This window comes from Clostridium sp. 16K-1-R1, assembly GCF_023921145.1.
GTDB lineage: Bacteria > Bacillota > Clostridia > Clostridiales > Clostridiaceae > Sarcina > Sarcina perfringens.
Window position 1 is genome coordinate 2,461,179 of sequence record NZ_CP046515.1, and the last position, 24,171, is coordinate 2,485,349.

General features: G+C 28.8%; 24 protein-coding genes and 1 other annotated feature. Of the genes, 12 read left to right on the forward strand and 12 right to left on the reverse strand.

From position 1 onward, the window contains the following. Positions 1–22: 22 nt before the first annotated feature. The 5 genes from GOM42_RS10885 to hflX form a co-directional block, all read right to left on the reverse strand. The gene (locus tag GOM42_RS10885; protein ID WP_003454954.1) at positions 23–676 is read right to left on the reverse strand and encodes a YigZ family protein; all 654 of its coding nucleotides are present in this window, start codon (positions 674–676) and stop codon (positions 23–25) included. Between the two features lie 5 nt (positions 677–681). Then, entirely contained in the window at positions 682–2,088 is a 1,407-nt protein-coding gene (locus GOM42_RS10890; protein ID WP_110016128.1) for a PLP-dependent aminotransferase family protein, read from the reverse strand. 14 nt (positions 2,089–2,102) lie between these two features. After that, entirely contained in the window at positions 2,103–3,005 is a 903-nt protein-coding gene (locus GOM42_RS10895; RefSeq protein ID WP_011591009.1) for a nucleotidyltransferase domain-containing protein, read from the reverse strand. 41 nt (positions 3,006–3,046) lie between these two features. Then, entirely contained in the window at positions 3,047–3,520 is a 474-nt protein-coding gene (locus GOM42_RS10900; RefSeq protein WP_011591010.1) for a hypothetical protein, read from the reverse strand. 111 nt (positions 3,521–3,631) lie between these two features. Beyond that, positions 3,632–5,446 (reverse strand): GTPase HflX, encoded by a 1,815-nt coding sequence (hflX, locus tag GOM42_RS10905; RefSeq protein ID WP_110077228.1) that lies wholly within the window; start codon positions 5,444–5,446, stop codon positions 3,632–3,634. Positions 5,447–5,552: 106 nt separating this feature from the next. Here hflX and hpt point away from each other — a divergent pair, with 106 nt between their 5' ends. Continuing rightward, the gene (gene hpt / locus GOM42_RS10910) at positions 5,553–6,077 is read left to right on the forward strand and encodes a hypoxanthine phosphoribosyltransferase (protein WP_003451102.1); all 525 of its coding nucleotides are present in this window, start codon (positions 5,553–5,555) and stop codon (positions 6,075–6,077) included. A 33-nt stretch (positions 6,078–6,110) separates the two neighbouring features. Here the strand turns inward: hpt and yunB are convergent, their stop codons facing one another. After that, positions 6,111–6,800, reverse strand: a complete 690-nt coding sequence (yunB, locus tag GOM42_RS10915) for a sporulation protein YunB (protein WP_011591011.1) — start codon at positions 6,798–6,800, stop codon at positions 6,111–6,113. A 136-nt stretch (positions 6,801–6,936) separates the two neighbouring features. Between yunB and GOM42_RS10920 the strand changes: the two genes are divergently transcribed. Together GOM42_RS10920 and GOM42_RS10925 are read left to right on the forward strand one after the other, a co-directional pair. Then, positions 6,937–9,429, forward strand: a complete 2,493-nt coding sequence (locus GOM42_RS10920; RefSeq protein WP_011591012.1) for a PBP1A family penicillin-binding protein — start codon at positions 6,937–6,939, stop codon at positions 9,427–9,429. 293 nt (positions 9,430–9,722) lie between these two features. Further along, positions 9,723–11,123 carry an alanine/glycine:cation symporter family protein gene (locus GOM42_RS10925; RefSeq protein ID WP_003451357.1) on the forward strand — a complete coding sequence of 467 codons (1,401 nt, stop codon included), beginning with the start codon at positions 9,723–9,725 and terminating at the stop codon, positions 11,121–11,123. A gap of 36 nt (positions 11,124–11,159) precedes the next feature. On the opposite strand, the gene GOM42_RS10930 is transcribed toward GOM42_RS10925, so the two are convergent. Further along, complete coding sequence (locus GOM42_RS10930; RefSeq protein WP_003470926.1) at positions 11,160–11,552, reverse strand: hypothetical protein; 393 nt, start codon at positions 11,550–11,552, stop codon at positions 11,160–11,162. A 47-nt stretch (positions 11,553–11,599) separates the two neighbouring features. Then, entirely contained in the window at positions 11,600–12,676 is a 1,077-nt protein-coding gene (locus GOM42_RS10935; RefSeq protein ID WP_057231790.1) for a GNAT family N-acetyltransferase, read from the reverse strand. Positions 12,677–13,001: 325 nt separating this feature from the next. Between GOM42_RS10935 and GOM42_RS10940 the strand changes: the two genes are divergently transcribed. Genes GOM42_RS10940 through GOM42_RS10960 form a run of 5 tightly spaced genes read left to right on the forward strand, consistent with a single transcriptional unit; the run spans position 13,002 to position 17,348 of the window. Then, on the forward strand, positions 13,002–13,541 hold the full coding sequence (locus GOM42_RS10940; protein ID WP_003451138.1) for an XRE family transcriptional regulator: 540 nt from the start codon (positions 13,002–13,004) through the stop codon (positions 13,539–13,541). Between the two features lie 31 nt (positions 13,542–13,572). After that, positions 13,573–14,622, forward strand: coding sequence for a spermidine/putrescine ABC transporter ATP-binding protein (gene potA / locus GOM42_RS10945; protein WP_004457807.1), 1,050 nt, complete (start codon positions 13,573–13,575; stop codon positions 14,620–14,622). A 2-nt stretch (positions 14,623–14,624) separates the two neighbouring features. Then, complete coding sequence (locus GOM42_RS10950; RefSeq protein ID WP_003461855.1) at positions 14,625–15,470, forward strand: ABC transporter permease; 846 nt, start codon at positions 14,625–14,627, stop codon at positions 15,468–15,470. After that, complete coding sequence (locus GOM42_RS10955; protein WP_003473666.1) at positions 15,464–16,264, forward strand: ABC transporter permease; 801 nt, start codon at positions 15,464–15,466, stop codon at positions 16,262–16,264. Before GOM42_RS10950 ends, GOM42_RS10955 begins: the two co-directional genes overlap by 7 nt. Position 16,265: 1 nt before the next feature. Beyond that, entirely contained in the window at positions 16,266–17,348 is a 1,083-nt protein-coding gene (locus tag GOM42_RS10960; protein WP_060670918.1) for an ABC transporter substrate-binding protein, read from the forward strand. A 254-nt stretch (positions 17,349–17,602) separates the two neighbouring features. Here the strand turns inward: GOM42_RS10960 and ndk are convergent, their stop codons facing one another. After that, positions 17,603–18,034 carry a nucleoside-diphosphate kinase gene (gene ndk / locus GOM42_RS10965; RefSeq protein ID WP_003451216.1) on the reverse strand — a complete coding sequence of 144 codons (432 nt, stop codon included), beginning with the start codon at positions 18,032–18,034 and terminating at the stop codon, positions 17,603–17,605. Positions 18,035–18,129: 95 nt separating this feature from the next. Here ndk and GOM42_RS10970 point away from each other — a divergent pair, with 95 nt between their 5' ends. Next, on the forward strand, positions 18,130–18,399 hold the full coding sequence (locus GOM42_RS10970) for an acylphosphatase (protein WP_110077229.1): 270 nt from the start codon (positions 18,130–18,132) through the stop codon (positions 18,397–18,399). A gap of 139 nt (positions 18,400–18,538) precedes the next feature. Here GOM42_RS10970 and GOM42_RS10975 read toward each other — a convergent pair whose 3' ends face one another. Next, the gene (locus tag GOM42_RS10975; RefSeq protein WP_164803959.1) at positions 18,539–18,694 is read right to left on the reverse strand and encodes a hypothetical protein; all 156 of its coding nucleotides are present in this window, start codon (positions 18,692–18,694) and stop codon (positions 18,539–18,541) included. 169 nt (positions 18,695–18,863) lie between these two features. Then, a complete protein-coding gene (locus GOM42_RS10980) occupies positions 18,864–19,430 on the reverse strand; it encodes a hypothetical protein (RefSeq protein WP_003454815.1) in 567 nt (188 codons plus the stop codon). A 178-nt stretch (positions 19,431–19,608) separates the two neighbouring features. Here GOM42_RS10980 and GOM42_RS10985 point away from each other — a divergent pair, with 178 nt between their 5' ends. Next, positions 19,609–20,880 carry a D-alanyl-D-alanine carboxypeptidase family protein gene (locus GOM42_RS10985; RefSeq protein ID WP_003473714.1) on the forward strand — a complete coding sequence of 424 codons (1,272 nt, stop codon included), beginning with the start codon at positions 19,609–19,611 and terminating at the stop codon, positions 20,878–20,880. 54 nt (positions 20,881–20,934) lie between these two features. On the opposite strand, the gene ppaX is transcribed toward GOM42_RS10985, so the two are convergent. Beyond that, positions 20,935–21,579 carry a pyrophosphatase PpaX gene (gene ppaX / locus GOM42_RS10990; protein ID WP_003467087.1) on the reverse strand — a complete coding sequence of 215 codons (645 nt, stop codon included), beginning with the start codon at positions 21,577–21,579 and terminating at the stop codon, positions 20,935–20,937. A gap of 142 nt (positions 21,580–21,721) precedes the next feature. Further along, positions 21,722–21,981, forward strand: a binding site (T-box leader). Positions 21,982–22,168: 187 nt separating this feature from the next. On the opposite strand from ppaX, the gene asnA reads away from it, so the two are divergent. Beyond that, complete coding sequence (asnA, locus tag GOM42_RS10995; protein ID WP_003470951.1) at positions 22,169–23,179, forward strand: aspartate--ammonia ligase; 1,011 nt, start codon at positions 22,169–22,171, stop codon at positions 23,177–23,179. Between the two features lie 125 nt (positions 23,180–23,304). After that, entirely contained in the window at positions 23,305–24,123 is an 819-nt protein-coding gene (locus GOM42_RS11000; protein WP_003461934.1) for a hypothetical protein, read from the forward strand. Positions 24,124–24,171: the final 48 nt, after the last annotated feature.

Consider the following 24,171-nt stretch of genomic DNA (forward strand, 5'->3'; position numbering starts at 1 on the left):
GGCTCTTTTCTGTAGTTAAAGCTTACTCATCAAAACTTTCATAAAGTCTATTTCCTTCTTTAAAATATACTCCTTCTAAATCAGTACTCATTATAGCTTTTCCATTTGTTACTTCTGTAAAGCTTTTTTCTATTTCATCTATCATAGTTTTTTCTGCTAATATATATATCTTAACATTATTAGTAAACTCTGTATCCTCTATGTGCCAATTATTTTGACCGCATATATATTGAATCTTTCCATAAAGATCATAATCTATTTCTGTACAAAGCATTGCTCCTTCTACTTTTTCTACAACACCTGCTGCACTTATAGCTATGGCTGCCCCTTTAGTATAGGCTCTAGTAAGTCCCCCTGTACCTAATAATATCCCTCCAAAGTATCTAGTTACCACTACGGCACAATCTGTTATTCCTTGTTTTTTTATTACCTCTAATATTGGAATACCTGCTGTCCCCTGTGGCTCACCATTATCACTATATCTTTGTATTCCCATATTTTGTCCTATAACATAGGCATAGCAATTATGTCTTGCATCCTTATGTTTATTATTTATTTCTGCTACAAACTCTTTAGCCTCTTCCTCTGTTGTAACTCTTTTAACATAGCCTATAAAAACTGATTTTTTCTCCTCAAATCTATCATCAGCTGCTTTTTTTACCGTTATATAATTCATAATATCTACCTACCTTTTAATACATCGTATATATTATCTATTCCTTTTTCTATCTTACTATAATCTATTTGGGAAAATCCAATTCTAAAGCTTTTATCTCCATCATTAGGATTTTTAAAAAATATGCTTCCTGGAGTAATTATAGTTTGTCTATCTTTCAGTTCATAAAATAACTTTTTAGAAGTTATGCCTATGTTCTTATTTATATTTAAGAATAAATTAAGTCCGCCCTTAGGCTCTCTATAAGAAACCATATCTCCTAATTTATTATCTATAAGTTCTTTTATAAAATTATATCTCTTTGAATATTCCTCATTTAATCTTGCTATATGCTCTTTCCAATATCCCTTTACAATGTAATCCTGAAGAGCTCTTTGCATTAAACTTGAGGTAGCTATATCAGTGTTAAATTTTAAAGCTTGAAATTCCTCTTTAAATTTATCTGGTGCTATTAAATATCCCATTCTTATACCTGGTAGAAATATTTTAGAGAAACTTTTTATATATATAACTCTCTCAGAATCTAAACTCCTATATGGTATATACTCTAAATCATTAGAATAAACTAATTCTGAAAGATAATCATCTTCTAGTATGTAAAAATCATATTTATGTGCTAGCTCTATTATTCTTTTCTTTTTTTCTAAAGAACAACTTATACCTGTAGGGTTCTGAAAATAGCTCATAGTATAAAAACACTTTATTTTATTTCTCTTTAATAAATTTTCAAACTTTTCAATATTAGGACCATCCTTCTCCATTGGAATTTCTAATATATTTGCTCTTCTAAGCTTAAATACTAAAAGTGCTCCTCCATAAGTTGGCCTTTCTATTACAATATTATCATTTATATTTACTAAGGACTTACCTACAATATCAATACCTTGTTGTGCTCCAGAAATTATAAGTATATTATCTAAATTATTTTTTCCATTCCAGAACTCTTCATTTATACTTCTTCTTAATTCTAAATATCCTAAAGGGTCACTATACATTAATGCCTCTACACCATCTCTAACTAATACATTATCTAAAACTTTCTTAAGTTTTTCTACTTGGAAGAAGTTTGCACTAGTAGTTTCTCCAGTAAAGTCTATCCAATTCTTCAAATCTCCAGAGGCTATTTTTCTAAATAAATCATTATAATCATGCTTAAAACTTTTTCCTACATCCTTATTTTTAGCATAAGTTCCACTTCCTTGAGCTTGATATGCATATCCTTCTTGTACAAGCTTTTTATAAGCATTAATAACAGTTACCTTATTAACTTCTAAAAAGTCTGCTAGTTCTCTTATAGTTGGTAACTTTTCTCCTTCTGATATTTTCCCATTTTCAATTAAACTTTTAATATTATCGTATATTATTAAGTATTTACATAAACCCTCTTTAAAAACCACACTAAATTTATTCATCTCTTACACCTTATTTAAACATTATCTTTTATTAAATATACTTTTTCTGTTGTAAGCTTTTGTCCACAGGGTGAGAATTTCTCTCTTCCACTTTTCTTAACTATATTTTTCTTATAAAGATATCCTAATAATTCCTCAAAATCTATTTTAAAGCCTTGGAATTCTTCTGATTTTTTTATTTCTTCTGAGCTTAAATAATCCTTTTGTTTTTTCATAAAATCAACTAAAGCTCTTATTATTCCTCTAATATTTCTCTCTAAGAAGCTTTCAATATAAAAATGTACATATTCTAAAGCCTGTTTATTTGCTGCTTTGAATATTCCATTAACCATTTTCTCAAAGTTTTCATCTAATTTCATAAGCATACCAGTAGAGCTTTTTGTTATTAAATATCCATTAAAGTTTAAATACAGCCTACTAAAACTATCCACTGAATACATAAGAGCCTCAAAGGCAGCGTAGAAATGTTCATTATGAATACATTTTTTATATAAATTCATATCTTGTAAAAGCTCACTTAAATAAACAAGATTCCACTTTTCACTATGAGCATCTGTATAATATTTTATTGAAGTAAATTTATCTGATATTTCTTGGTCCTTACAAAAAATTAATTTTGAAGATATAAATTTTCTATGTATTGTGCTTCCTGTTATTTCTTCTTGACAGAAATTAACTAGAAACTTTTTAGATACTATTTTTAAATGTAAAGATACGCCTAGTTCCTCACCATAAACATCCTTTACCCCTTTAAAGTCTCCATTTACAATAACAAATAAATCTATATCTGACCCTTCCCATATATCTCCATTTATTATACTCCCAAATGCCGTCACTCCAATAACATCCTCATTCTTTTGAAGGTCATTTATAACTGATTTAAAAGAATTTTGATATTTCAATATTATTTCACTCAAATTTTTTTCCTCCTTAATAACTCCCATTAATTAAATAATATCTATAAACAATTCCCTTTTTCCACCAAAATTTTTAAAGACTCTTTCAATAAACAAATTCCAACTTCCATCTGTTCTAACATGTCATAAGAAATATCTAAAGCTTTTTTTCCTTCTCCTTTTTTCCCATAGGTATTAGATTGATAAAGGTTAGCTGCTGCCGCTGTATTTTGTATTGCAAAACTTAAAAAATAAATAATGTCCAAAGCTGGCTTAACCACCCTATCATAATACATTTTATATTCGTCACCTATATTTAATGTAGCTACACTTGCTTGAATAGTAGCTGCTTTTAATAAAATATCCTGTAACTGATTATATGCCTTATTAAAATCATCTGTACATACATTATTAGTACTTTGATTATCACTTGCAGCTGCTTGAGCTGCAAAAAGATCTTCCTGTCCATTAGAGTTTCCTGATCTTTCTCTACGACCTCTTATGTTTCCACGATCTAAAGTATCCGTAGTTTCCATGATTCACATCCTAAAAATTAGTATCATTATTATTATACTTATATATATTATAATTTATGATGTGACAATTGTAATAATAAAAGCTAAATTCTTGTTGAATTTAGCTTTTACTCATGAATTTAATACTCTTATTATAAACTCGTATTCTCTACATTTATTTTCTACTTCTTCATCCACTTCTGCTTTTATATAAGTTCCCTCTTCTCTATATTCTTCTTCACTTACATTAGCATTTCTATGAAGATAAGCTACAACTTGTTGAGCTGTATAAGGAATTATATATTCCTTGCTTTTTAATGTATAAGGCAATTCTTCACTTATTGCTTCTAATAAATCATCTAAGTTTATTCTTTCCCTAGCAGAAATCTTTACTACCTTATTATATATTGAAGAATATTTTGCTTCTAATTCATTTAGCTTTTCTTCATCAGCCTTATCAATTTTATTAAGAACTAATATTTTTGCTGATTCTAAGGCTTTTAATTCACCTAAAACTTTTTCTACAGCTATAATTTCTTCTTGTGCATTATCTGAAGAAGCATCTACAACGTGGCATAAAAGATCTGAGTATATAACTTCTTCTAAAGTTGATTTAAAAGCTTCAACTAATTCATGAGGAAGTTTGCTTACAAATCCAACAGTATCTGTTAATGTTATATCCCTATTATCAGGAAGTTTTATAGCCCTTGTTGTAGTATCTAAAGTTGCAAAAAGCATATCTGCTTCAAAAACCTTATCCTTAGCTTGAGTAGCTAAAGTTGAAGCTGATTCTGCACATAGAGTATTTCTTAAAGTAGATTTTCCTGCGTTAGTATATCCAACTAAGGAAACCTGTGAAGTTTTATCCTTACTTCTTCTCTCTCTTTGAGTTTCTCTTATCTTCTTTATCTTTTTAAGCTCAGCTTGAAGATCGTATATTCTTTCTCTTATATGTCTTCTATCTATTTCAAGTTTCTTTTCCCCTGGTCCTCTTGTTCCTATTCCACCACCAGTTCTAGACATAACAGTTCCAAGTCCCATAAGTCTAGCTGCTCTATACTTAAGTTGAGCAAGTTCTACTTGAATTTTAGCTTCCCTTGTCTTAGCTCTTCTTGAGAATATTTCTAAAATAAGAGTTGTTCTATCAATTACCTTAACTCCTAAGTTAGCTTCAAGGTTTTTAACTTGTGCTCCTGATAATTCATCATCAAAAATTACTAAGTTAGCCCTTGTTAATTGTCTTATGTTAGCAATTTCTAAAACTTTACCTCTTCCTATATAAAAAGAAGCATCTATTTTGCTTCTATTTTGAAATACTTTTTCTAATGTAGGAATATCACAAGCCTTAGCAAGTTCCTCTAACTCATCTAAGCTTTCTCTTGTATCACATCCTACTAAAATAGCTCTTTCACTATCATCTTCCTCAACATTGCTTGTTTTAATAACTTCTTCAACATGATTAATCTTATCTAAAATATTAATTTGTAAGCACTTATCTATAGTTAAATGAGGTGCTTCTTCACTTATAAGAATTTCATTTTCTACATAGCAAAATCCTAAAGAAGCATCTTTAGCTTTGCCTTCCTCTACAGCTATGGCCATTATTGTATCAAGCTTTAATTTCATAAGGGCAGATATATCTAAAGCAGAAAGTCTAGAAACCCCACTTGGATGAGTATGTATTATTCTAACTCCAGATAATCTTTTTTCGTGTATATCTATTAATGGAATCTCTACACTTGAAGAATCTCCTATAGCTACACTAATTACCTTTCCTTTTCTATTTATTCCTACACTAATTTCTCTTTCTATTTGAGAAGATAATCTAGAAATAATATTTATCATATCCTCTGTACAAACACTATACTTTGGTACATTTATTTTATAAAGTTCTTCTAATTCTTTAAGTACTGAATTCCTTATTCCATCAGTATTTCCATGTATCATATATTACCACCTCGTGATATTTATTATGTTTCTTGACAATTTTCATTTAATTTTATACTATAAATACAATATTGTAAATAATACGGAATAGTTAGGGGAGAAAATAATGGAAGATAAGAACAGAAATATACTACTTTCTGAAGAGCAAATTAAAGAACAAATAGCTATTGTAGGTAAAAAATTAACTGAAGATTATAAGGATAAAAACCTTTATGTTTTATCTTTATTAAGAGGAAGTTTCATATTTGCAGCGGATTTAGTTAGAGCAATAGATACTAAAGCTCAAATAGGATTTATGACTACTTCAAGTTATGGCCATGGTGAAGAAAGTACTGGTATAGTCAAAGTTGTAAATGATATTCCTGATAATATTGAAGGCTTAGATGTCTTAATCGTTGATGATATCATAGATTCAGGTATAACAATGGATTTTGTTATAAACCATGTTAAATCACTAGGAGCTAAATCAGTTAAAACTTGCACTCTTTTAGACAAACCTTCTAGAAGAAAAGTTGATTTAAAACCAGACTATTGTTGTTTTGAAATAGAGGACTTATTCGTTGTTGGTTACGGATTAAACTATGGTGATCATTATAGAAATATCCCTTACATATTTAACTGGGAAAAATAATTAAAAGGAGGAATTTCCTCCTTTTTTAATAGGCTAATTTGTATCTTCTCTACTTTCTTCATTAATACCTTGTAGCATATTTCCACCCCACATGCTATTTGGAACTTCTCCAACTATGACAGTATCTGAAATTGGAATTTGATTTACCACTTCAACCTCTTTTGATTGAAGTGGTAATATTATTTTAAGATTAGTTTTTACATTAACTAAAATTTTATGCCTTGTTTGATTTATTCCTGCACTTTCAAATAAGGACTCATAAGTAACTACCACTCTTCCTATAGGCTCCATTTTAACAGTTATACTAGGACCCCAATAAGACATTATATTATTTTTTGTTATATATCCAATTGGCATCTTTACACCTATGGATCCAACTTCCTTTATATCCCTCTGTGATTTTATGGCAACCTCTGTGGCTAACTCATTTAATTTTATAGTATCAGCATTAATCATTTTTATTGCCCCAGATGAATCTTTTTGAACCTTTATTACATCATTATAATTAAATTTTTCTGTATAAACCTCAGCAATATTAGTGTTTATAATATCTAAAGTTTTAGCTTGCATTTCTGAATCTGAAACAAGTAAAACTGTAGGTGCAATTATTTTATCAAAAACATATATGAAAATTAAAAAACAGGCAATAATCATTAATAAAGTAATTATTAAATATTTTTTAAAATCTATATTTTTACGTTTATTTTTATTTACATAATACAAAGACTACACCTCTTATAATTTGGTTTACTCTTAATATTATTATGCTATAATATAATATAATATTTCTTTAAATGTATAATAATATAATTATGTAGTTTTTTAGAAATAGAAAGTTTTATTATGATAGGAGGAAAAAATGACTGAAAGAAAAAGAGAGCATAAAGATAGAAAGCAGAAGAAAAATTCACCTAAAAATCAATCGAAAGTAACAAAATTTTTGAAATGGTTCTTTATAGGGATTCTGCTTCTAGGGATAACTGCCGTAACAGTAGTTGGAATTTACGTTCTTTCTATTATACGTTCATCTCCAGAGTTAGATGTTCAGGCAATTCAATCTCTAAATCAGCCATCCATTCTTTACGATGATCAGGGAAACTTTATGGATAATGTTATAACTCGTGAACAACGTTATGTAGTTAAATCTGAAGAGATACCTGATAACTTAAAAAAGGCTTTTGTAGCTATTGAAGACGAAAGATTTTATGAGCATAAAGGAATAGACATTAAAAGAATTTTTGGGGTAATAGCTTCTAATATTAAAGGTAAACTTTCAGGAAGTAATACGGTTCAAGGGGCTTCAACTATAACTCAGCAACTTATAAAAAATGCCGTACTTACTAATGAAGTTAGTTATGAAAGAAAAATTAAAGAAATGTACTTAGCTTTGGAATTAGAAAAGCACCTTTCAAAAGATGAAATCCTTACTACGTATTTAAATACAATTCCTATGGGTGGATACCAATATGGGGTTAGCGCAGCTGCTCAAAGATTTTTTAGTAAGAATGTTTCAGATTTGAATTTAGTTGAGTGCGCTTATTTAGGAGGACTTACTCAAGCACCAACTTCTTATGATGGTCTTTCAGAGGCAAATAAAGAAAATCCAAGTAGATATTTAAATAGAACTAAATCTGTACTATTTAAAATGCATGAACTTGGATATATTTCAAGTGAACAATATAATGACGCAATAAATGAAATTGACACAAATGGTATAAAATTCACACCAAATAATAAATTAAGTAAAACTAACTTTGAGTGGTTCACAAGACCAGCTATAACTCAAGTTAAACAAGACTTAATGAATAAATATAAATATACACAAGAGGAAGTTGACAAACTTATAGCTAATGGTGGATTAAAAATCTATACTTCTATGGATAGAAATCTTCAAAATAATGTTCAAAAAGTTTTAGATGATCCAAATAACTATAAAGCTATAACTAATAATCCTAATGAAAAAAATGAAGATGGTGTTTATAAATTACAAGCATCTGCCACAATAATAGACTATAAAACAGGCCATGTTAAGGCTTTAGTTGGAGGAAGAGGGGAACAACCTGCTATGTCTCACAATAGAGCTTATTATGATTTAAAATCTATAGGTTCTGCAACAAAACCATTAACAGTTTATGGTCCTGCTATTGATTTAGGACTTGGTGGCGCTGGCTCTGTAGTAAATGATTCTCCATTAAGTAATAAAGAATTATCTTCTACAGGATATAAAGATCAACCTAAGAATGAATACAATAGTTATAGAGGTCCTTTAACTTTTAGAGAAGCAATTAAAATCTCTAGTAACTTAGCAGCCATAAAAGTTGCTAACGAAGTAGGTGTTTCAAACTCTATAGCTTATGGAGAAAAATTAGGTCTTGTTTATGGACCTCATTCTAGAGGTATTTCCACAACAGCCTTAGGTCAATTCCAAAATGACCCTAATAATCCTGATGGAGGAAATACTTATACTCTAGCTTCAGCCTTCGGTGTTTTTGGTAATAACGGTGTTAAAACAAATGCTAAATTATATACAAAGGTATTAGATTCTCATGGAAATGTAATTCTTGATACAAGTACTCCAGAAGAAACTAAAATATTTAGTCCTCAAGCGTCTTATATAGTTTATGATATGCTTAAGGATCAAGTAGAAAGTGGCTCTGCAAAACCTGCTAAATTTGGTAATATTCCTGTGGCGGGTAAAACAGGAACTACCACTGGAGATAAAGACTATTTATTTGCAGGATTAACTCCATATTATTCTGCGGCTATTTGGATTGGATATGATAAGCCTAGAGAAATGAGAACTAGTAGTGGTACTGTTACCTCTCCTATTTTCGGAAAAATAATGGGCTTAGCTCATAAAGACTTACAGTACAAAGAGGTTGAACAACCTAGTGGAATAAGCAAGATTGCAGTATGTATGGATTCTGGTCTTAAACCTACTTCCCTTTGTACTCAAGACCCTAGAGGCAGTAGAGTTTATTATGATTGGTTTATTAATGGTTCTGCTCCTACTCAATATTGTAATTATCATACAAATTTACATGTAAATGCTCCTGATACAAATGATAATAATAATTCTGGAGCAAATGAAGGAAATAAACAACAAGAAACTAAACCTGAAGAAGTTAAACCTAACGAAAATAATAATAATAAACCAAATGAACAAAATCCAAATAATAAGCCTGATAATACACCAGCTAATGGTAATAATAACACTAATAATAACGGAGGTGGAAATGTGACTCCTCCTCAAAATCAAACAGAAAACAATACAAATAATGGAGTTATTACTCCACCTCAAGCTGGAAATAACCAAAATCAAAACGGTCAAAACAACAACATTACGCAATAGAAGGAAGTCCTTCTTGCATTTTGACCTTATTCAAAACAAAGCCACTATGAATTTTTTATTTCATAGTGGCTTTATTATTGATAATTAGCCCTCTATAGCTTTGTAATACACTACTCTTCACTAATATACACTATTTACTTTTTATTAACATTTAACTTCTATGTTTTCCATTCAAATATCTCACATATGAATAAAGCAATATTAGTTCTTGCATTTTTTTATTATTCATATTAAAATTAGATATAAAGTGTGACGCAAAAAAATAAAAAACTTATCAACAGGAGGAGGAATTTATGGAAATACTTAATAACTTAGTAGTTAGTTTTAATGATTTTCTTTGGGGCTACATATTAATTATTTTATTAATAGGTGCAGGCCTTCTATTTTCTTTTAAAACTAAATTTGTTCAATTTAGATATATAAAAGAAATGTTCCGTTTATTAGGAGACGGTATAGGAAAGTCAAATAAAGAAAAAGGCGGAGTTTCTTCATTTCAGGCATTTTGTATAAGTACAGCTTCAAGAGTTGGTACTGGTAATATAGCGGGTGTTGCCATAGCCGTAGCTGTTGGTGGACCTGGGGCTGTTTTTTGGATGTGGCTTATAGCCTTAATAGGTTCTGCGTCTAGTTTCGTAGAAAGTACATTAGCTCAAATATATAAAACTAAGGATAAAGATTCTTTTAGAGGTGGTCCTGCCTATTACATGGAAAAAGGACTTGGAAAGAGATGGTTAGGAATTATATTCTCAATTCTTATTACAATCTGTTTTGGATTCGTATTTAATGCAGTTCAAGCTAACACAGTAAGTGTTGCATTCAATAGTGCTTTCGGACTTTCAAGAGGAGCAATTGGTATAATATTAGCAATAGTAACTGCTTTAGTTATCTTCGGTGGTATTCACAGAGTTGCTAAGGTTTCAGAAATAATAGTTCCAATTTTAGCGGTTCTTTATATTCTTATTGCTATTATAGTTTTAATTTTAAATATTACTGAAATTCCATCAGTTTTCAAACTTATATTTGAATCAGCCTTTGGAATAAAACAATTAACTGCCGGTGGACTTGGTGCCGCTGTTATGCAAGGTATTAAAAGAGGTTTATTCTCAAATGAAGCTGGTATGGGTAGTGCGCCAAATGCAGCTGCTACAGCAGATGTTACTCACCCAGTAAAACAAGGTTTAATTCAAACTTTAGGAGTATTTACTGATACATTATTAATTTGTTCTTGCACAGCATTTATAATACTTCTTTCAGGTCAATACGCTGATAGTTCTCTAACAGGTATAGAATTAACTCAAAAAGCTCTTGTATCTCAAATAGGACCTTTCGGAGCTTATTTCATAGCAATTTGTATATTATTATTTGCTTTTAGTTCTATTGTAGGTAACTTCTATTACGGTCAAACAAACATAGAGTTTATACACACTAATAAGGTATTATTAAATATATACAGAATACTTGTTATAGGTATGGTATTATTTGGTTCAATAGCAAAAGTAGATTTAGTTTGGAATTTAGCGGATCTTTTCATGGGATTAATGGCTATACTAAATATAATAACTATATTATTCCTTGGTAAATATTCTTTCCTTGCACTTAAGGACTATACAGCTCAAAAGAAAGCAGGAATTAAAGAGCCAGTATTTAAAGCATCTTCTATTCCTGGATTAGAGAATGTAGAAGAATGGCAATAATAAAAAAAGCTTTGAGATTTTTTTCTCAAAGCTTTTTTATATTAATCTTTCAAATATAACTTTTTTCTCAACACTTAAATCCTTAGGATTTATTGTTATTTTAAAAATTGGAGGACAACCTTCCTCTCTCCATTTCTTCATATAAGCTGGTGTAGCTTTATAATTATAATAATAAACTTCTTCATATTCATCTGAAAATTCTAAAACTTCAAGTCTACTATCCTCACTTAAACTTATTAATTCTTTATGAACATTATTTATTATTGGCCAAAAATATTTCATTGGTATATTATATTTAAACTCATTGTTTACTACTCTACTCTCAAACAATGCTCTTTTTAATATCCTGTTATCTTTATGACACTCATCTATATTTGCTCTAAATATAACTTTTCCTCTTTTGTCTTCATCTAATTTTATGTTTATCATATAATAAACAACTCCTATTCATAACACTATAAAATATAGCATCAAATCTATAAATCAAATCTATTTAATACAGATTCTCCAAACAACTTTTTAATTATGTATTTTATTCCTTCTATTTCACAGGATTTTTTCTTAACCATTATAAGTCTTCCATTATCAATAATATCTTCATCAGAATAAGATGTTAAGGCGATTTCTTCCTTTATAAATTCAACCCACTCCTTAGAATAATACGCTTTTAAACCTCTTAAAAATTTATTTTTTATAAATGGAATTATACTATTTCCTAGAACACAAACAGTTTCACATCCATTGATATTATTTAAAAGTTTTTCAAAGTCATCATTTTCATAGAACTTATTGCTCTTACTTCCTGGAACAATTATAACATCTAAATCTACTTCTTCTACAGATTTTATATTTTCAAATTTGATATCATATATTTTATCTTTTATTATATTACGTTGTGTCCCTATTAACTCTACTGAAATTATTTCTTTATCTAATGATTTATTTATATCATGAAAAATTTCTAAGAAAGATATTACTGTGCTTACTACCATCTTATCATAAATAAATATTCCAAACTTTCTCTCTTTTAAGTCTTTGATTTGACTATTAAAATCATCCTTAGATAATCTATATGAATAACCATCTTTATTTTTATACATAATCTTGAAACCAATTTTTTCAAGTCTTTCTCTGTTCTCATCTAACGAAACCGTATCTAGCATATATAAGCCACCAAATTCATTGAAAAAACATTCTAAGATAAGATGTACCGATTCACTTCCATAACCTTTTCCCCTATGTGAATTTTCTATCCTAACATTTAACCTAGCAGTTTTAGTTATAGAGTCATATCCATGAAAGCTTGCTTCCCCCACTGGATTATCATTATAATCAAAAACCAAGCAATACAGATTTCTTCCATCTGTAGGACTCACCATCTTTTTATAAAAACTATCCCACTTATACCTTGGAAAAGATATTGTTTTGCCTACATCGGTCATACTCTCCATATCTCCCCATAGCTTTTCAGTATACCCTAGTTCTTCTAAATATGGTGTTCTTATATAAACTTTTCTTCCCTCTCTCCTATAACAGTTTCTTTTTTGTATCACATTACCACACCAATCATTTATTAATTCAAGAGTATTTTATCATAAATTACCACAAACTGTGAAATTTTTTATACATTATTTATTAATTGTTATTTTATTGTTTAGTTATACTAAATTTAATAATAGATTAGCCTAAACTCCATAACATTTTTTTCCTTCTAAAGTTGCTAAATCACTATTTTAAGGCAACATTTAAATATTAATATATTTTTTTAATTTTTTGTTGATTTTTATTTTAAAAGTATTTATAATTATTTGTGTTTGTTTAGTAATTTTAAACTTAAAGTTTAGTAAAACTTATAGTAATGAAATTGAGGTGTAAAACTTGGAAATAGGAGATAAAATTAGACGTCTCAGAGTGGCCAAACAGTTGACTCAAGAAGAATTAGCAAATAGATGTGAATTATCTAAGGGATTTATTTCTCAGCTTGAGAATGACCTTACTTCTCCATCTATAGCTACATTAATAGATATATTAGATATATTAGGAACTAATTTAACGGAATTCTTTAGTGAAGATACTAATGAAAAGATAGCCTTCTCTAAGGATGATATGTTTGAAACTGAAAATGAAGAATTAAAATATAACCTTATGTGGTTAGTTCCAAATGCTCAAAAGAATGATATGGAACCTATAATGATAACGCTTGAACCTGGAGGACAATATATTGAAGAAGAGCCTCATGAGGGTGAGGAATTTGGGTATGTCCTATCTGGAGCAATATATCTTCATCTAGGAGACAAAAAAGTAAAAGTAAGAAAAGGCGAGAGTTTCTACTTTAAGCCCAAGGCTAATCATTATATTTCTAATGCAGGAAAAATTTCTGCAAAGGTTATATGGATAAGTACTCCACCATCATTTTAGTATAAACATTTAGAAAGCAGAGGTGTTAGATTTGAAAGATAATAATATTATTGAATTAAAAGGAATAACTAAATCATATGGAAAAGATACAATTTTAGATAATCTTTCCCTAAATATAAAAAAGAATGAATTCCTAACTCTTTTAGGACCTAGTGGATGTGGTAAAACAACCACTTTAAAAATTATAGCTGGCTTTGAAACGGCAGATAGTGGCCAGGTGGTCTTTGAAAATAATATTATTAACGATATACCACCTTACGAAAGACAATTAAATACTGTATTCCAAAAATATGCTCTATTCCCTCATATGAATGTATATGAAAATATAGCTTTTGGATTAAAACTAAAAAAAATGCCTAAAGATGTTATAGATCAAAAAGTTAAGGAAATGCTTAAGTTAGTTGCCCTTGAAGGATATGAAAACAGAGATATTGAAGCCCTTAGTGGTGGTCAACAACAAAGGGTTGCCATAGCTAGAGCTTTAGTAAATGAACCAAAGGTACTTTTATTAGATGAGCCACTTGGTGCATTAGATATGAAACTTAGAAAAGGAATGCAAATAGAGCTTAAGAGAATTCAACAAAAATTAGGAATTACATTTATATTTGTAACTCATGATCAAGAAGAAGCTTTAACAATGTCAGATACAATAGTTGTTATGAATAAAGGTGAAATTCAACAAATGGGAAGCCCAGAAGATATATATAATGAACCTGCTAACTCATTTGTAGCAAAATTCATCGGTGAAAGTAATATAGTTGATGGAACTATGTTAGATGACTTTAAGGTTGAATTTGCTGGAAGAATATTTAACTGTGTTGATAAAGGTTTTGAAAAGAACGAAGCTATTGAAGTTGTAATAAGACCAGAGGATTTTGAAATGGTTAAATATGAAGAAGGTATGTTAAAAGGAACTGTTACTTCAGTTATATTTAAAGGTGTTCACTATGAAATAGAAGTAAAGGATGAAAACCACACTTGGATATTACACAATACAAAACATGCTGAAATAGGATCTAAAATAGGATTATCTCTTGATCCAGAAAGCATACACATAATGAAAAAAGAGAGTGATGTTTAAAGATGAAAAATAGAAATAAAAATTTATCATTTGCAGCTTATCCATACGTTGTATGGAGTGCTATATTCATAGTTATCCCTTTACTTTTAATAGTTTTCTTTAGTTTTACAAGTAAAGTTGATGGAAGATTTGTTTTCTCTTTTGAAAACTTCCAAAGATTATTTGAGCCAATATATTTTACTGTTTTTATACGTTCTATATGGCTTGCCGTTTTATCAACAGTTTCATGTTTAATTTTAGGTTATCCAATAGCTTATATAATTTCTAAATTACCTATAAAAAGAAGAAATATGTTAATACTTTTATTCATATTACCAATGTGGATGAACTTCTTACTTAGAACATATGCGTGGATGGCTATACTTGGTAGAGATGGACTTATTAATACTCTTTTAGGTTATATAGGAATAGGTCCAATTAAAATGCTATATACTGACGGAGCAATCTTACTTGGAATGGTATATAACTTCTTACCATTTATGGTTATACCAATATATACTGTACTTATAAAAATTGATAAAAACTTAGTTAATGCAGCTTATGACTTAGGTGCAAATAAAGCTCAAGCTTTTAGAAAAATTATTTTACCACTTAGTATTCCTGGAATAATCTCTGGAATAACTATGGTATTTATGCCAGCTGTTTCAAACTTCGTAATCCCAAGCCTTCTAGGTGGTGGAAAATACATGTTAGTTGGTAATCTTATAGAACAACAATTTACTACTATCGGTAACTGGAACTTCGGTTCTGCTTTATCAATCTTTATGATGATATTAATATTAATTTCAATGGCCTTTATGTCTAAATATGAAAAGAACGGAAAAGAAGGAGGTAAACAGCTATGGTAAAAAAGTTAGGTGATTTTATTTCTAAATTTTATTTAGCCTTAGTATTTATATTTTTATATGCACCAATAGTAACACTTATGATATTTTCATTTAACAAAACAAAATCTATGGCTGTTTGGGGTGGCTTTACTTTTGATTGGTATAGCTCCCTACTTGAAAATGATAGAATAATAGCAGCTCTTTATTATACAGTTTTAATAGCAGTAATAGCCTCTGTTGTTGCTACAGTTATAGGAACTATAAGTGCTATAGGAATTAATAATATGAAAAAAGGTCCTAGAACCTTATTATTAAACGTAAACTATTTACCAGTATTAAATCCTGATATAGTTACAGGTATTTCATTAATGACTTTATTCGCTATTGGTGGAGTTTTATTTAATTTAAAACCTGGTTTTTGGACTATGCTTTTAGCTCACATAACATTTGATATTCCTTATGTTATATTATCTGTTTTACCTAAGCTAAGACAATTACCTCCAAATCTAACTGATGCGGCCTTAGATTTAGGAGCAAAACCATCTTACGCTTTAAGAAAGGTAGTAATTCCTCAAATAATACCTGGTATAGCTGCAGGATTCTTAATAGCATTTACAATGTCAATAGATGACTTTGTTATAAGTTTCTTCACTACAGGTCCTGGTGTTTCTAACCTTTCTATAGAAATTTATTCTATGGCTAGAAGAGGTATTTCTCCAGAAATAAATGCTCTTTCAACATTAATGTTTATAGTTGTCTTAGCATTACTTCTTATTGCTAATAGAAAACAATCTTTAGTAAAGGGGGAACGTTAATATGAAATTAAAAAAATTTTTAGCATTAACTTGTTCAACACTTCTTTTATCATCTCTTTTTCTTGGTTGTGGACCAAAAAAGGATGAGGAAGCTACTCAAGATAAAAACAATAACGTTCTTTATGTTTATAACTGGGGAGATTACATAGATCCAGAACTACTTACTAAATTTAAAGAAGAAACTGGAATAGATGTTAAATACGATGTTTATGATACTAATGAAATAATGTATCAAAAACTTAATAGTGGTAATGTATCTTATGATATAGTAATTCCTTCTGATTACATGATAGAAAAAATGAAAAACGAAGATATGTTAGCAAAAATAGATTTTTCTAATATACCTAATTATAAATATATAGGAGAACAATTTAAAAAATTAGCTTATGATCCAACTGATGAATACTCAGTACCATACATGTGGGGAACAGTTGGAATAATATATAATACAAAGAGAGTTAGTGATCCTGTAGATAGTTGGAATATTCTTTGGAATCCTAAATATAAGGATCAAGTTATAATGCCAGATAGTGTTAGAGATGCTATGGCTGTTGCAGAAAAAAAATTAGGATATTCATTAAATACAGAAAACCTAGATCAAATAGAAGCTGCTAAAAAGGAGCTTATGACTCAAAAGAAAGATGGCTTAATCTTAGCTTACATGGTTGACCAAGTTAAAGATGCCATGGTTGGTGGAGAGGCTTCCCTTGCTGTTGCTTGGTCTGGAGATGCTGTAACAATGATAGAGAGAAATCCTGATTTAGCTTATGCTATTCCTAAGGAAGGATCAAATAAATGGTTTGATGCAATAGCAATTCCTAAAAATGCAAAGCATAAAGAAAATGCTGAGAAGTTTATAAACTTCCTTTGCGATCCTGAAAATGCTGAGCAAAATGTAGAATATATAGGATACTCTACTCCAAACACAGCTGCATATGACCTTTTACCTGAGGATATAAGAGATGATAAAGTTGCATACCCAGATGAAGAGTCATTAAAAAATTGTGAGGTATTTATAGATTTACCTTCTAAAATACTTAGAAAATATGATGAAGCTTGGTTAGAAATCAAGTGTGTTTATTAAAAAAGGTCTTTATCAAAATATAACAAATAAAACTTACAAACAGTATGAAGAGAATATCTAGATGAGCTTTAGAATTTAAATTATTACTGAGAAGATATTACGTTAAGAAGCTGAAACTGTTCGAAGCGAAGCAAGTTTTGAAGCTTTAGTAATATCTTCGGAGTAATAATTATAAATTCTTAGCGAAATCTAGTAATTCTCGGAATATGTTTGTAAGTTTTATAAAAAGTTATTTTGATAGAGACCTTTTTATATTATCCACAAATTTCTTCATAAAATACTTTTGGGAACCATAGCTTAATTTCTTTCTCAGCACTTTCTATTGAATCTGATGCATGAACTGAGTTTTCTGTTCCACTTAAGGCAAACCTTCTTCTTATTGTTCCAAACTCAGCCTTTTCTGGATTTGTTGCCCCATTTAGAGATCTTATTTTATTTATAGCATCTTCTCCTTCAAGAATTAAAGCTACAAGAGGACTTCTTGTTATATATTTTATTAGAGAATTAAAAAATTGCTTATCTCTATGTTCTTCATAATGTTTTTCAGCAAATTCCTTATTTATTTGCTTCATTTCCATAGCCTTTATCTTTAATCCTGCTCCCTCATAAACCTCTAATATCTTACCTATTAAATTTCTTTCAACGGCATCAGGTTTTATTAAAACAAGACTTTTTTCTAACCTCATTGAAATTCCTCCTCAATATTATTTCCACCTTAGTTAGAGAAATAAGTGCCTTTTATATAGTATTGTAATTATAATAAATATAGGAGGTGTTTACTGTGATTAGAAAAGAATTTCTATTAAGTGGTAGAGTCCAAGGAGTAGGTTTCAGATTCTTTTGTAAGTATCAGGCAAGCTTATTATATTTAACTGGTTATGCTGAAAATTTAGATGATGGCCAAGTACTTATACAGGTGCAAGGTGATGAATCATCAATAAGAAAATTTAAAAGTAAGATTTTAAACGGTAATGGTTTTTCAAGAGTTATTTCTATAGATGAGAAGGATTTAACTGTTGATACCCTCGAAAAAAGATTTTCTACATACTAATTATAGGTAAAGGAAATGGGGCTATTATCAAACTTAAAATTTATAAATATATAATAAATGTTATTCACTAATTATTATAATATAGTTTATAAATTTTGTTCTTAAATTTTTAAAAGCCCCTACTCCTTTCTATAGCTTTTTATAAGTCACAGCTATCTTGTTCATATCCATATCTTGAGCTTCCATTGCTATTAAACTCTTCATTTTCTTTGTATGAAATAAATGTACCATCATCAGGTTCATGATCTTTATGTTTTTTATTATTATAATTCTTATTATTTTTATTATATTTCATATTTATCACCCACCTTTAAATTTATTATTTCAAGGCAGGCTTATTTATATACTCTATTTTTAAGTTGATTATATATATTATAGTTTGATAAATTTTTTACTTAAATTATAAGTTTTTATATGAACAAAGTCTTTACTTCTACCTATTGACTTAAAAATTTTTACTTATATTATAAGTTCTCCCACATATCTTGTATGCTACTATAATCATCTAATACTTCATCAATTAAATCTAAAGCATCTTCATTGTTCCAAGATTCATATTTTTTTCTTTTTACTACTTTAATTATGTTTTCTTCTTTTCCTTCTTTAATTAAAATAGAATCTTCACAGGACTCTTTGTATTTTTCTAAATCCTTTTTAATTGTATTACAAACTTCAATAGTCTTAATTCTATTGTTGTCTTCATCTCTAAAATCTATAAGTATTTTGTCTAAGTTAATTAACCCATTTAAAAAGTCAAAGTGCCAATTAAATCCATAGTTTAACCATAGATCATAGGTATTTTCCTCTCTTTCGTCAAACCTAATCATAATTAAAAGCAAGTCTAATTTTTTATTGCTTATAATGCTGCTTTTTAAGGCAACTAAGACATTATCACCTATATCCTTTAAAGCTTCTAAATAATCTTTAACAAAAATTATAGGTACTACTTTATCATTTACTTCTACTATTAGTGGAATTAATGTTCCAACTTCACTTTCTTTTAAAATATCATCTACAGTTAAAGCTGCCATATTATCACATCCTAAATATTAATTAATTGCTTCAAATACCTTATATTATATAAGATATGTATTGTAAATACCACAATTAAAGCTTTACATCTCTTTCTTTATTATTATTGTTATTATGCCCTATAGATGTTATAATAAAAAAAGTTTAATGAGACTTTGAAATTAGGAGAGATGAAAATTGATTAAATTTAAGAAAAAGCTTTTAAGTTCAATATTGATTGCTTTATCAGTATCACTTTTTACGCCAACAAAAGCTACTGTTCAGGCTGCCGAAATTTCCCAACCTAATATAGTTGGAAAGTATGCTGTCACTTTAGATTATGACACTGGTGAAATTATTTATGCAAAGGGAATTGATGAAAAAGCATATCCTGCTAGTACAACAAAGGTAATGACAAGTCTTTTATTTGCTGAACATGCTTCAAAGAATGATTCTTTTCCATATACAGCAGATGCAAAAGCTCAACAACCTTATACATTAAACAATAGCTTTGGACCAATACCTGTTGGTGAAGGAATGAATGCTAATGATTTAATGAAAGCTTTACTTATGTTTTCAGCTAATGATGCTGCCGCTGTAATTGCAGACGGGGTGGCTGGAAGTGCTGAAAAATTTAGTGTAATGATGAATGACGAAGTAAAAAAATTAGGATTAAAAAATACTCACTTTGTTACTCCAAATGGCTTACATAATGATGATCACTATTCAACAGCTTACGATTTAGCTGTTATTTTACAAAATGCTTATAAAAATCCTTGGGTAAGCGAAACTATGGCACTTAAGGATAGCGACATAACTGTAAACGGAAAAAAAGTACTTTTAGAAAATAGAAATAAAGAACTTGGTATCGACGGAAATATTGGTGGAAAGACTGGATTTACAACTCCTGCTGGAAGATGTTTAGTATCAGTATACGAAAGAAATGGTAGAAAAATAATAGGTGCTGTTTTAAATTCTCAATATGATGCTAAGGATGAAATTGTATTTAATGATATGAATAAAATTATTGATTACAGTTACTCTGTAGATAAAGTTCCATACATAAAGGCTGGTACAACAATAGATACTATTCCAGTTGAATATAAACTTTTTAGATGGTTTGGACCAACTAAGAAAATCGACGTTCCTTTTGTTGCAACTGAAAACATAGATTATTATAAAAATTATGTAAATGAAAAAGAAACATCAAAATCAATAAACTTAAATGATATGAACGCTTGGCAATTAGCTTCTAATCCTGAATCAGCTGCTGTTACTGTTACTCAAAGAGCTTACGTTAAGGATTATCCAGTAAAAGCTGATATAGGTACTTTTACTCTTATAAAAGCTAATTTCTTAAGTTATTTAGGAATAATTGTTCTAGTAGTTGTTGCGATTGTATTAATATTACTTATTATAAGAGCAATAAATTTAAGAAAACGTAGAAGACGTAGAAGAAATATATTTTAATAAAAAAAAGATTTAGTCTTAGACTAAATCTTTTTTTATTACAAACCTATTAAATTAAGAATTTAATTTTTCAACAAGCTCTAAAATTTCTAAAGGTTTATCTACATAAAAGTCTGGCTTACTCTCTCCTAGTTTTTCAAGAGGCAATGCTGTGTATTTAACTCCACAGGTCTTAGCCCCAGCATTTTTACCTGCTAAAATATCGTAAGGTGAATCACCTACCATAAGAGCTTCACTAGGAGATACTCCTAAATTTTCACAAGCCTTTAAAACCGGCTCCCCATCTGGCTTATGTTTTGTAGTAATTTCAGGAGTTATAAAAGTATCAAAATACTTAAATATACCCATTAGTTTAGCACCACGCTCTGCCATATCACTTTTCTTTGAAGTTACAACTCCAATTTTAATTCCTTTACTCTTTAATGTTTTTAGCATTAAATCGACGCCAGCAAACTCTTTACATTCATCATCATGTAATTCTAAGTTTATTTTTCTATAACAATTAATCATTTCCTCTATTCTATTTTCATCATAGGATTTAAAAATTTCCTGCAATGGTCTACCATAGTTCATAGTAATCTCTTCTTCACTTGGCTCTAAATCTAACATAGTTTTAAATGTATGTTTAAATGACTTTAGTATTAAATCATTAGTATTTATCAATGTTCCATCTAGGTCAAACAATACTGCTTTTATCATAAAATTCTCCTTTATTATTTTAAAAATCAGCTTTAAAATATATATATTTTTAATAATTATATCATAAATTTAAAAAAATTTTAAAAAACCCCTTCACAAATTAAGATTTTTAGTATATATTAATTATTAAATAAATAAGTTGTACAAAGCATTGATGGGAAAAAGTAATCTTTGGAAAGAGTTTTAGCGATTGAGGGATGGTGAAAGCCTCATACTATACCTTTGATGAAGAACATCCTTGAGCTTCTAACCGAACTTCAAAATTTATTTTGGACAGTAGACTTAGACGGGTTTCTTTCCGTTAAAAGAAGGACAGTGTTAAGATGCACTGTTATTAAGTGAGTGCTTTTGTACTAACATAGGTGGTACCGCGGAGATGATTATACAGCCTTCGTCCTATTAAAAATATAGGATGATGGCTTTTTTTATTGTCTTTTATAATATATTTTTAAATTTTATTATTTTAACTATACGTATAAATCAAAACATTTAAAGAAATTTTAATAACCTGTTTGGGGCCAAACAAATTTATAAAAAAATATATGTAGCAAAAAATATATCTACATTTAAAATTAAGGAGTTGTTTAAAATGGAAAAATTATTTATACCAAAGGGCTATAAACCTTTATTATCACTTAGAGAAACAGAAGTTGCTATTAAAGAACTTAAAGACTTTTTCGAAGATTCTTTAGCTAAAAACTTAAACTTAACAAGAGTTTCTGCTCCACTTTTCGTAAATAAAGGTTCAGGATTAAATGATGATCTAAATGGAATTGAAAGACCTGTAAGTTTTGATATGAAAGCTATGCCAGAGTTTAACATTCAAATAGTTCATTCTCTAGCTAAATGGAAAAGACTAGCTCTTCATAGATATGAGTTTGAACATGGTGAAGGTCTTTACACTGATATGAACGCTATAAGAAGAGATGAAGATTTAGATAACATTCACTCTATTTATGTTGACCAATGGGATTGGGAGAAAATAATAGATAAAGAAGAAAGAAATTTAGAAACTTTAAAAGAAACTGTAAAATCAATATATGGTACTTTTAAAGCAACAGAAGATTTTATAGTAGCAAAATACCCTCACATAGAAAAAATTCTTCCTGAAGATATAACATTTATAACATCACAGGAATTAGAAGATCGTTATCCAGATCTTACTTCTAAAGAGAGAGAAACTGCTATATGTAAAGAATTTGGCGCTGTATTCATAATAGGAATTGGTGGAAAATTAGCTTCTGGTGAAAAACATGATGATAGAAGTCCAGACTATGATGATTGGACATTAAATGGAGATTTATTATTCTACTACCCTCTATTTGATGAGGCTGTAGAACTTTCATCAATGGGAATAAGAGTTGATGAGGAAAGCCTTTTAAAACAATTAAAAATAGCAGAATGTGAAGAAAGAAAAGAACTACCATTCCATCAAATGCTTCTTGAAGGAAAATTACCATATACTATAGGTGGTGGAATTGGTCAATCTAGAATATGTATGTTCTTCCTTAGAAAAGCTCACATTGGAGAAGTTCAAGCATCTATGTGGGATGAAGATATGATAAGAACTTGTGAAGAAAACAACATACATTTATTATAAAAGTTATATTAAAATTTTGATTTTTATTTAATTTAACTTTAACTTTAAAAAATTCAATATTATCCCTCTTATAAATATAGTATAATTTCTTTAATAAACTAATATTTAAAAGGGGGATAATTATTATGAAAAGGTCTATTTTAAATACATTATTGAATGTCCTTGCAATAATTTTTATAGTTTTCTTAATGATTAAGGTAAGTGTGCCTATGGGGAGCATACTACTTCTATCATTTATAATATTTAAATTAACTATAAATAAGCATTTAATTTATATGTTTAAAGGTGCTAAAAAACTTAGGGCTAATAATTTAGAAGAAGCTTTATCTCTTTATAGAAAGGCTGCTCTATGTAATAGTTCTAATGTAAAAGCTATAAAAACTTATGTTTTCTTAGAACTTAAAATAGGATCTTATACTGAAGCTTTAGAAACTTTAAAAAGCATAGTATCTAAAAGAAAATTTTTACCTGAAGATGCAAATCAACTTGATTTACTTCAAGCAATACTTTATTGGAAATTAAATGATATAAAAACTTCCCTTCAAATCTTAGATGATTTAAAAGCTAATAATTTTAACTCTCTAGATTTTTATGAAGTTTATGGATATGTTTTGATTCAAGATGAAGATTTTGAAAAAGCAATTTCAATAAGTAATGAAGGATTAAAAGTTGATGAATTAAGCCAAATAATAAGAGCTAATTTAGGAGAGATTTTCTATAAAATTGGGGATATAAAAAAAGCTTGCTTTTATTTTGATGAATTAATAGATGAATGTGTAAATTTTTCAGAACCCTACTATTTTATGGGAATTATATCAAAAGAAAAAGAGGATTTTTATAAAGCCAAAGAATTTTTAAATAAAGCACTTAAGTATGATGAGTCTATTCTAAGCAACCTATCAAAAAATGATATAGAAAACGCTTTAATAAGTATAAATCATTAATTATTATGATATTTGATTATAGCTTTAATTTTAAATTCATTCTATAAT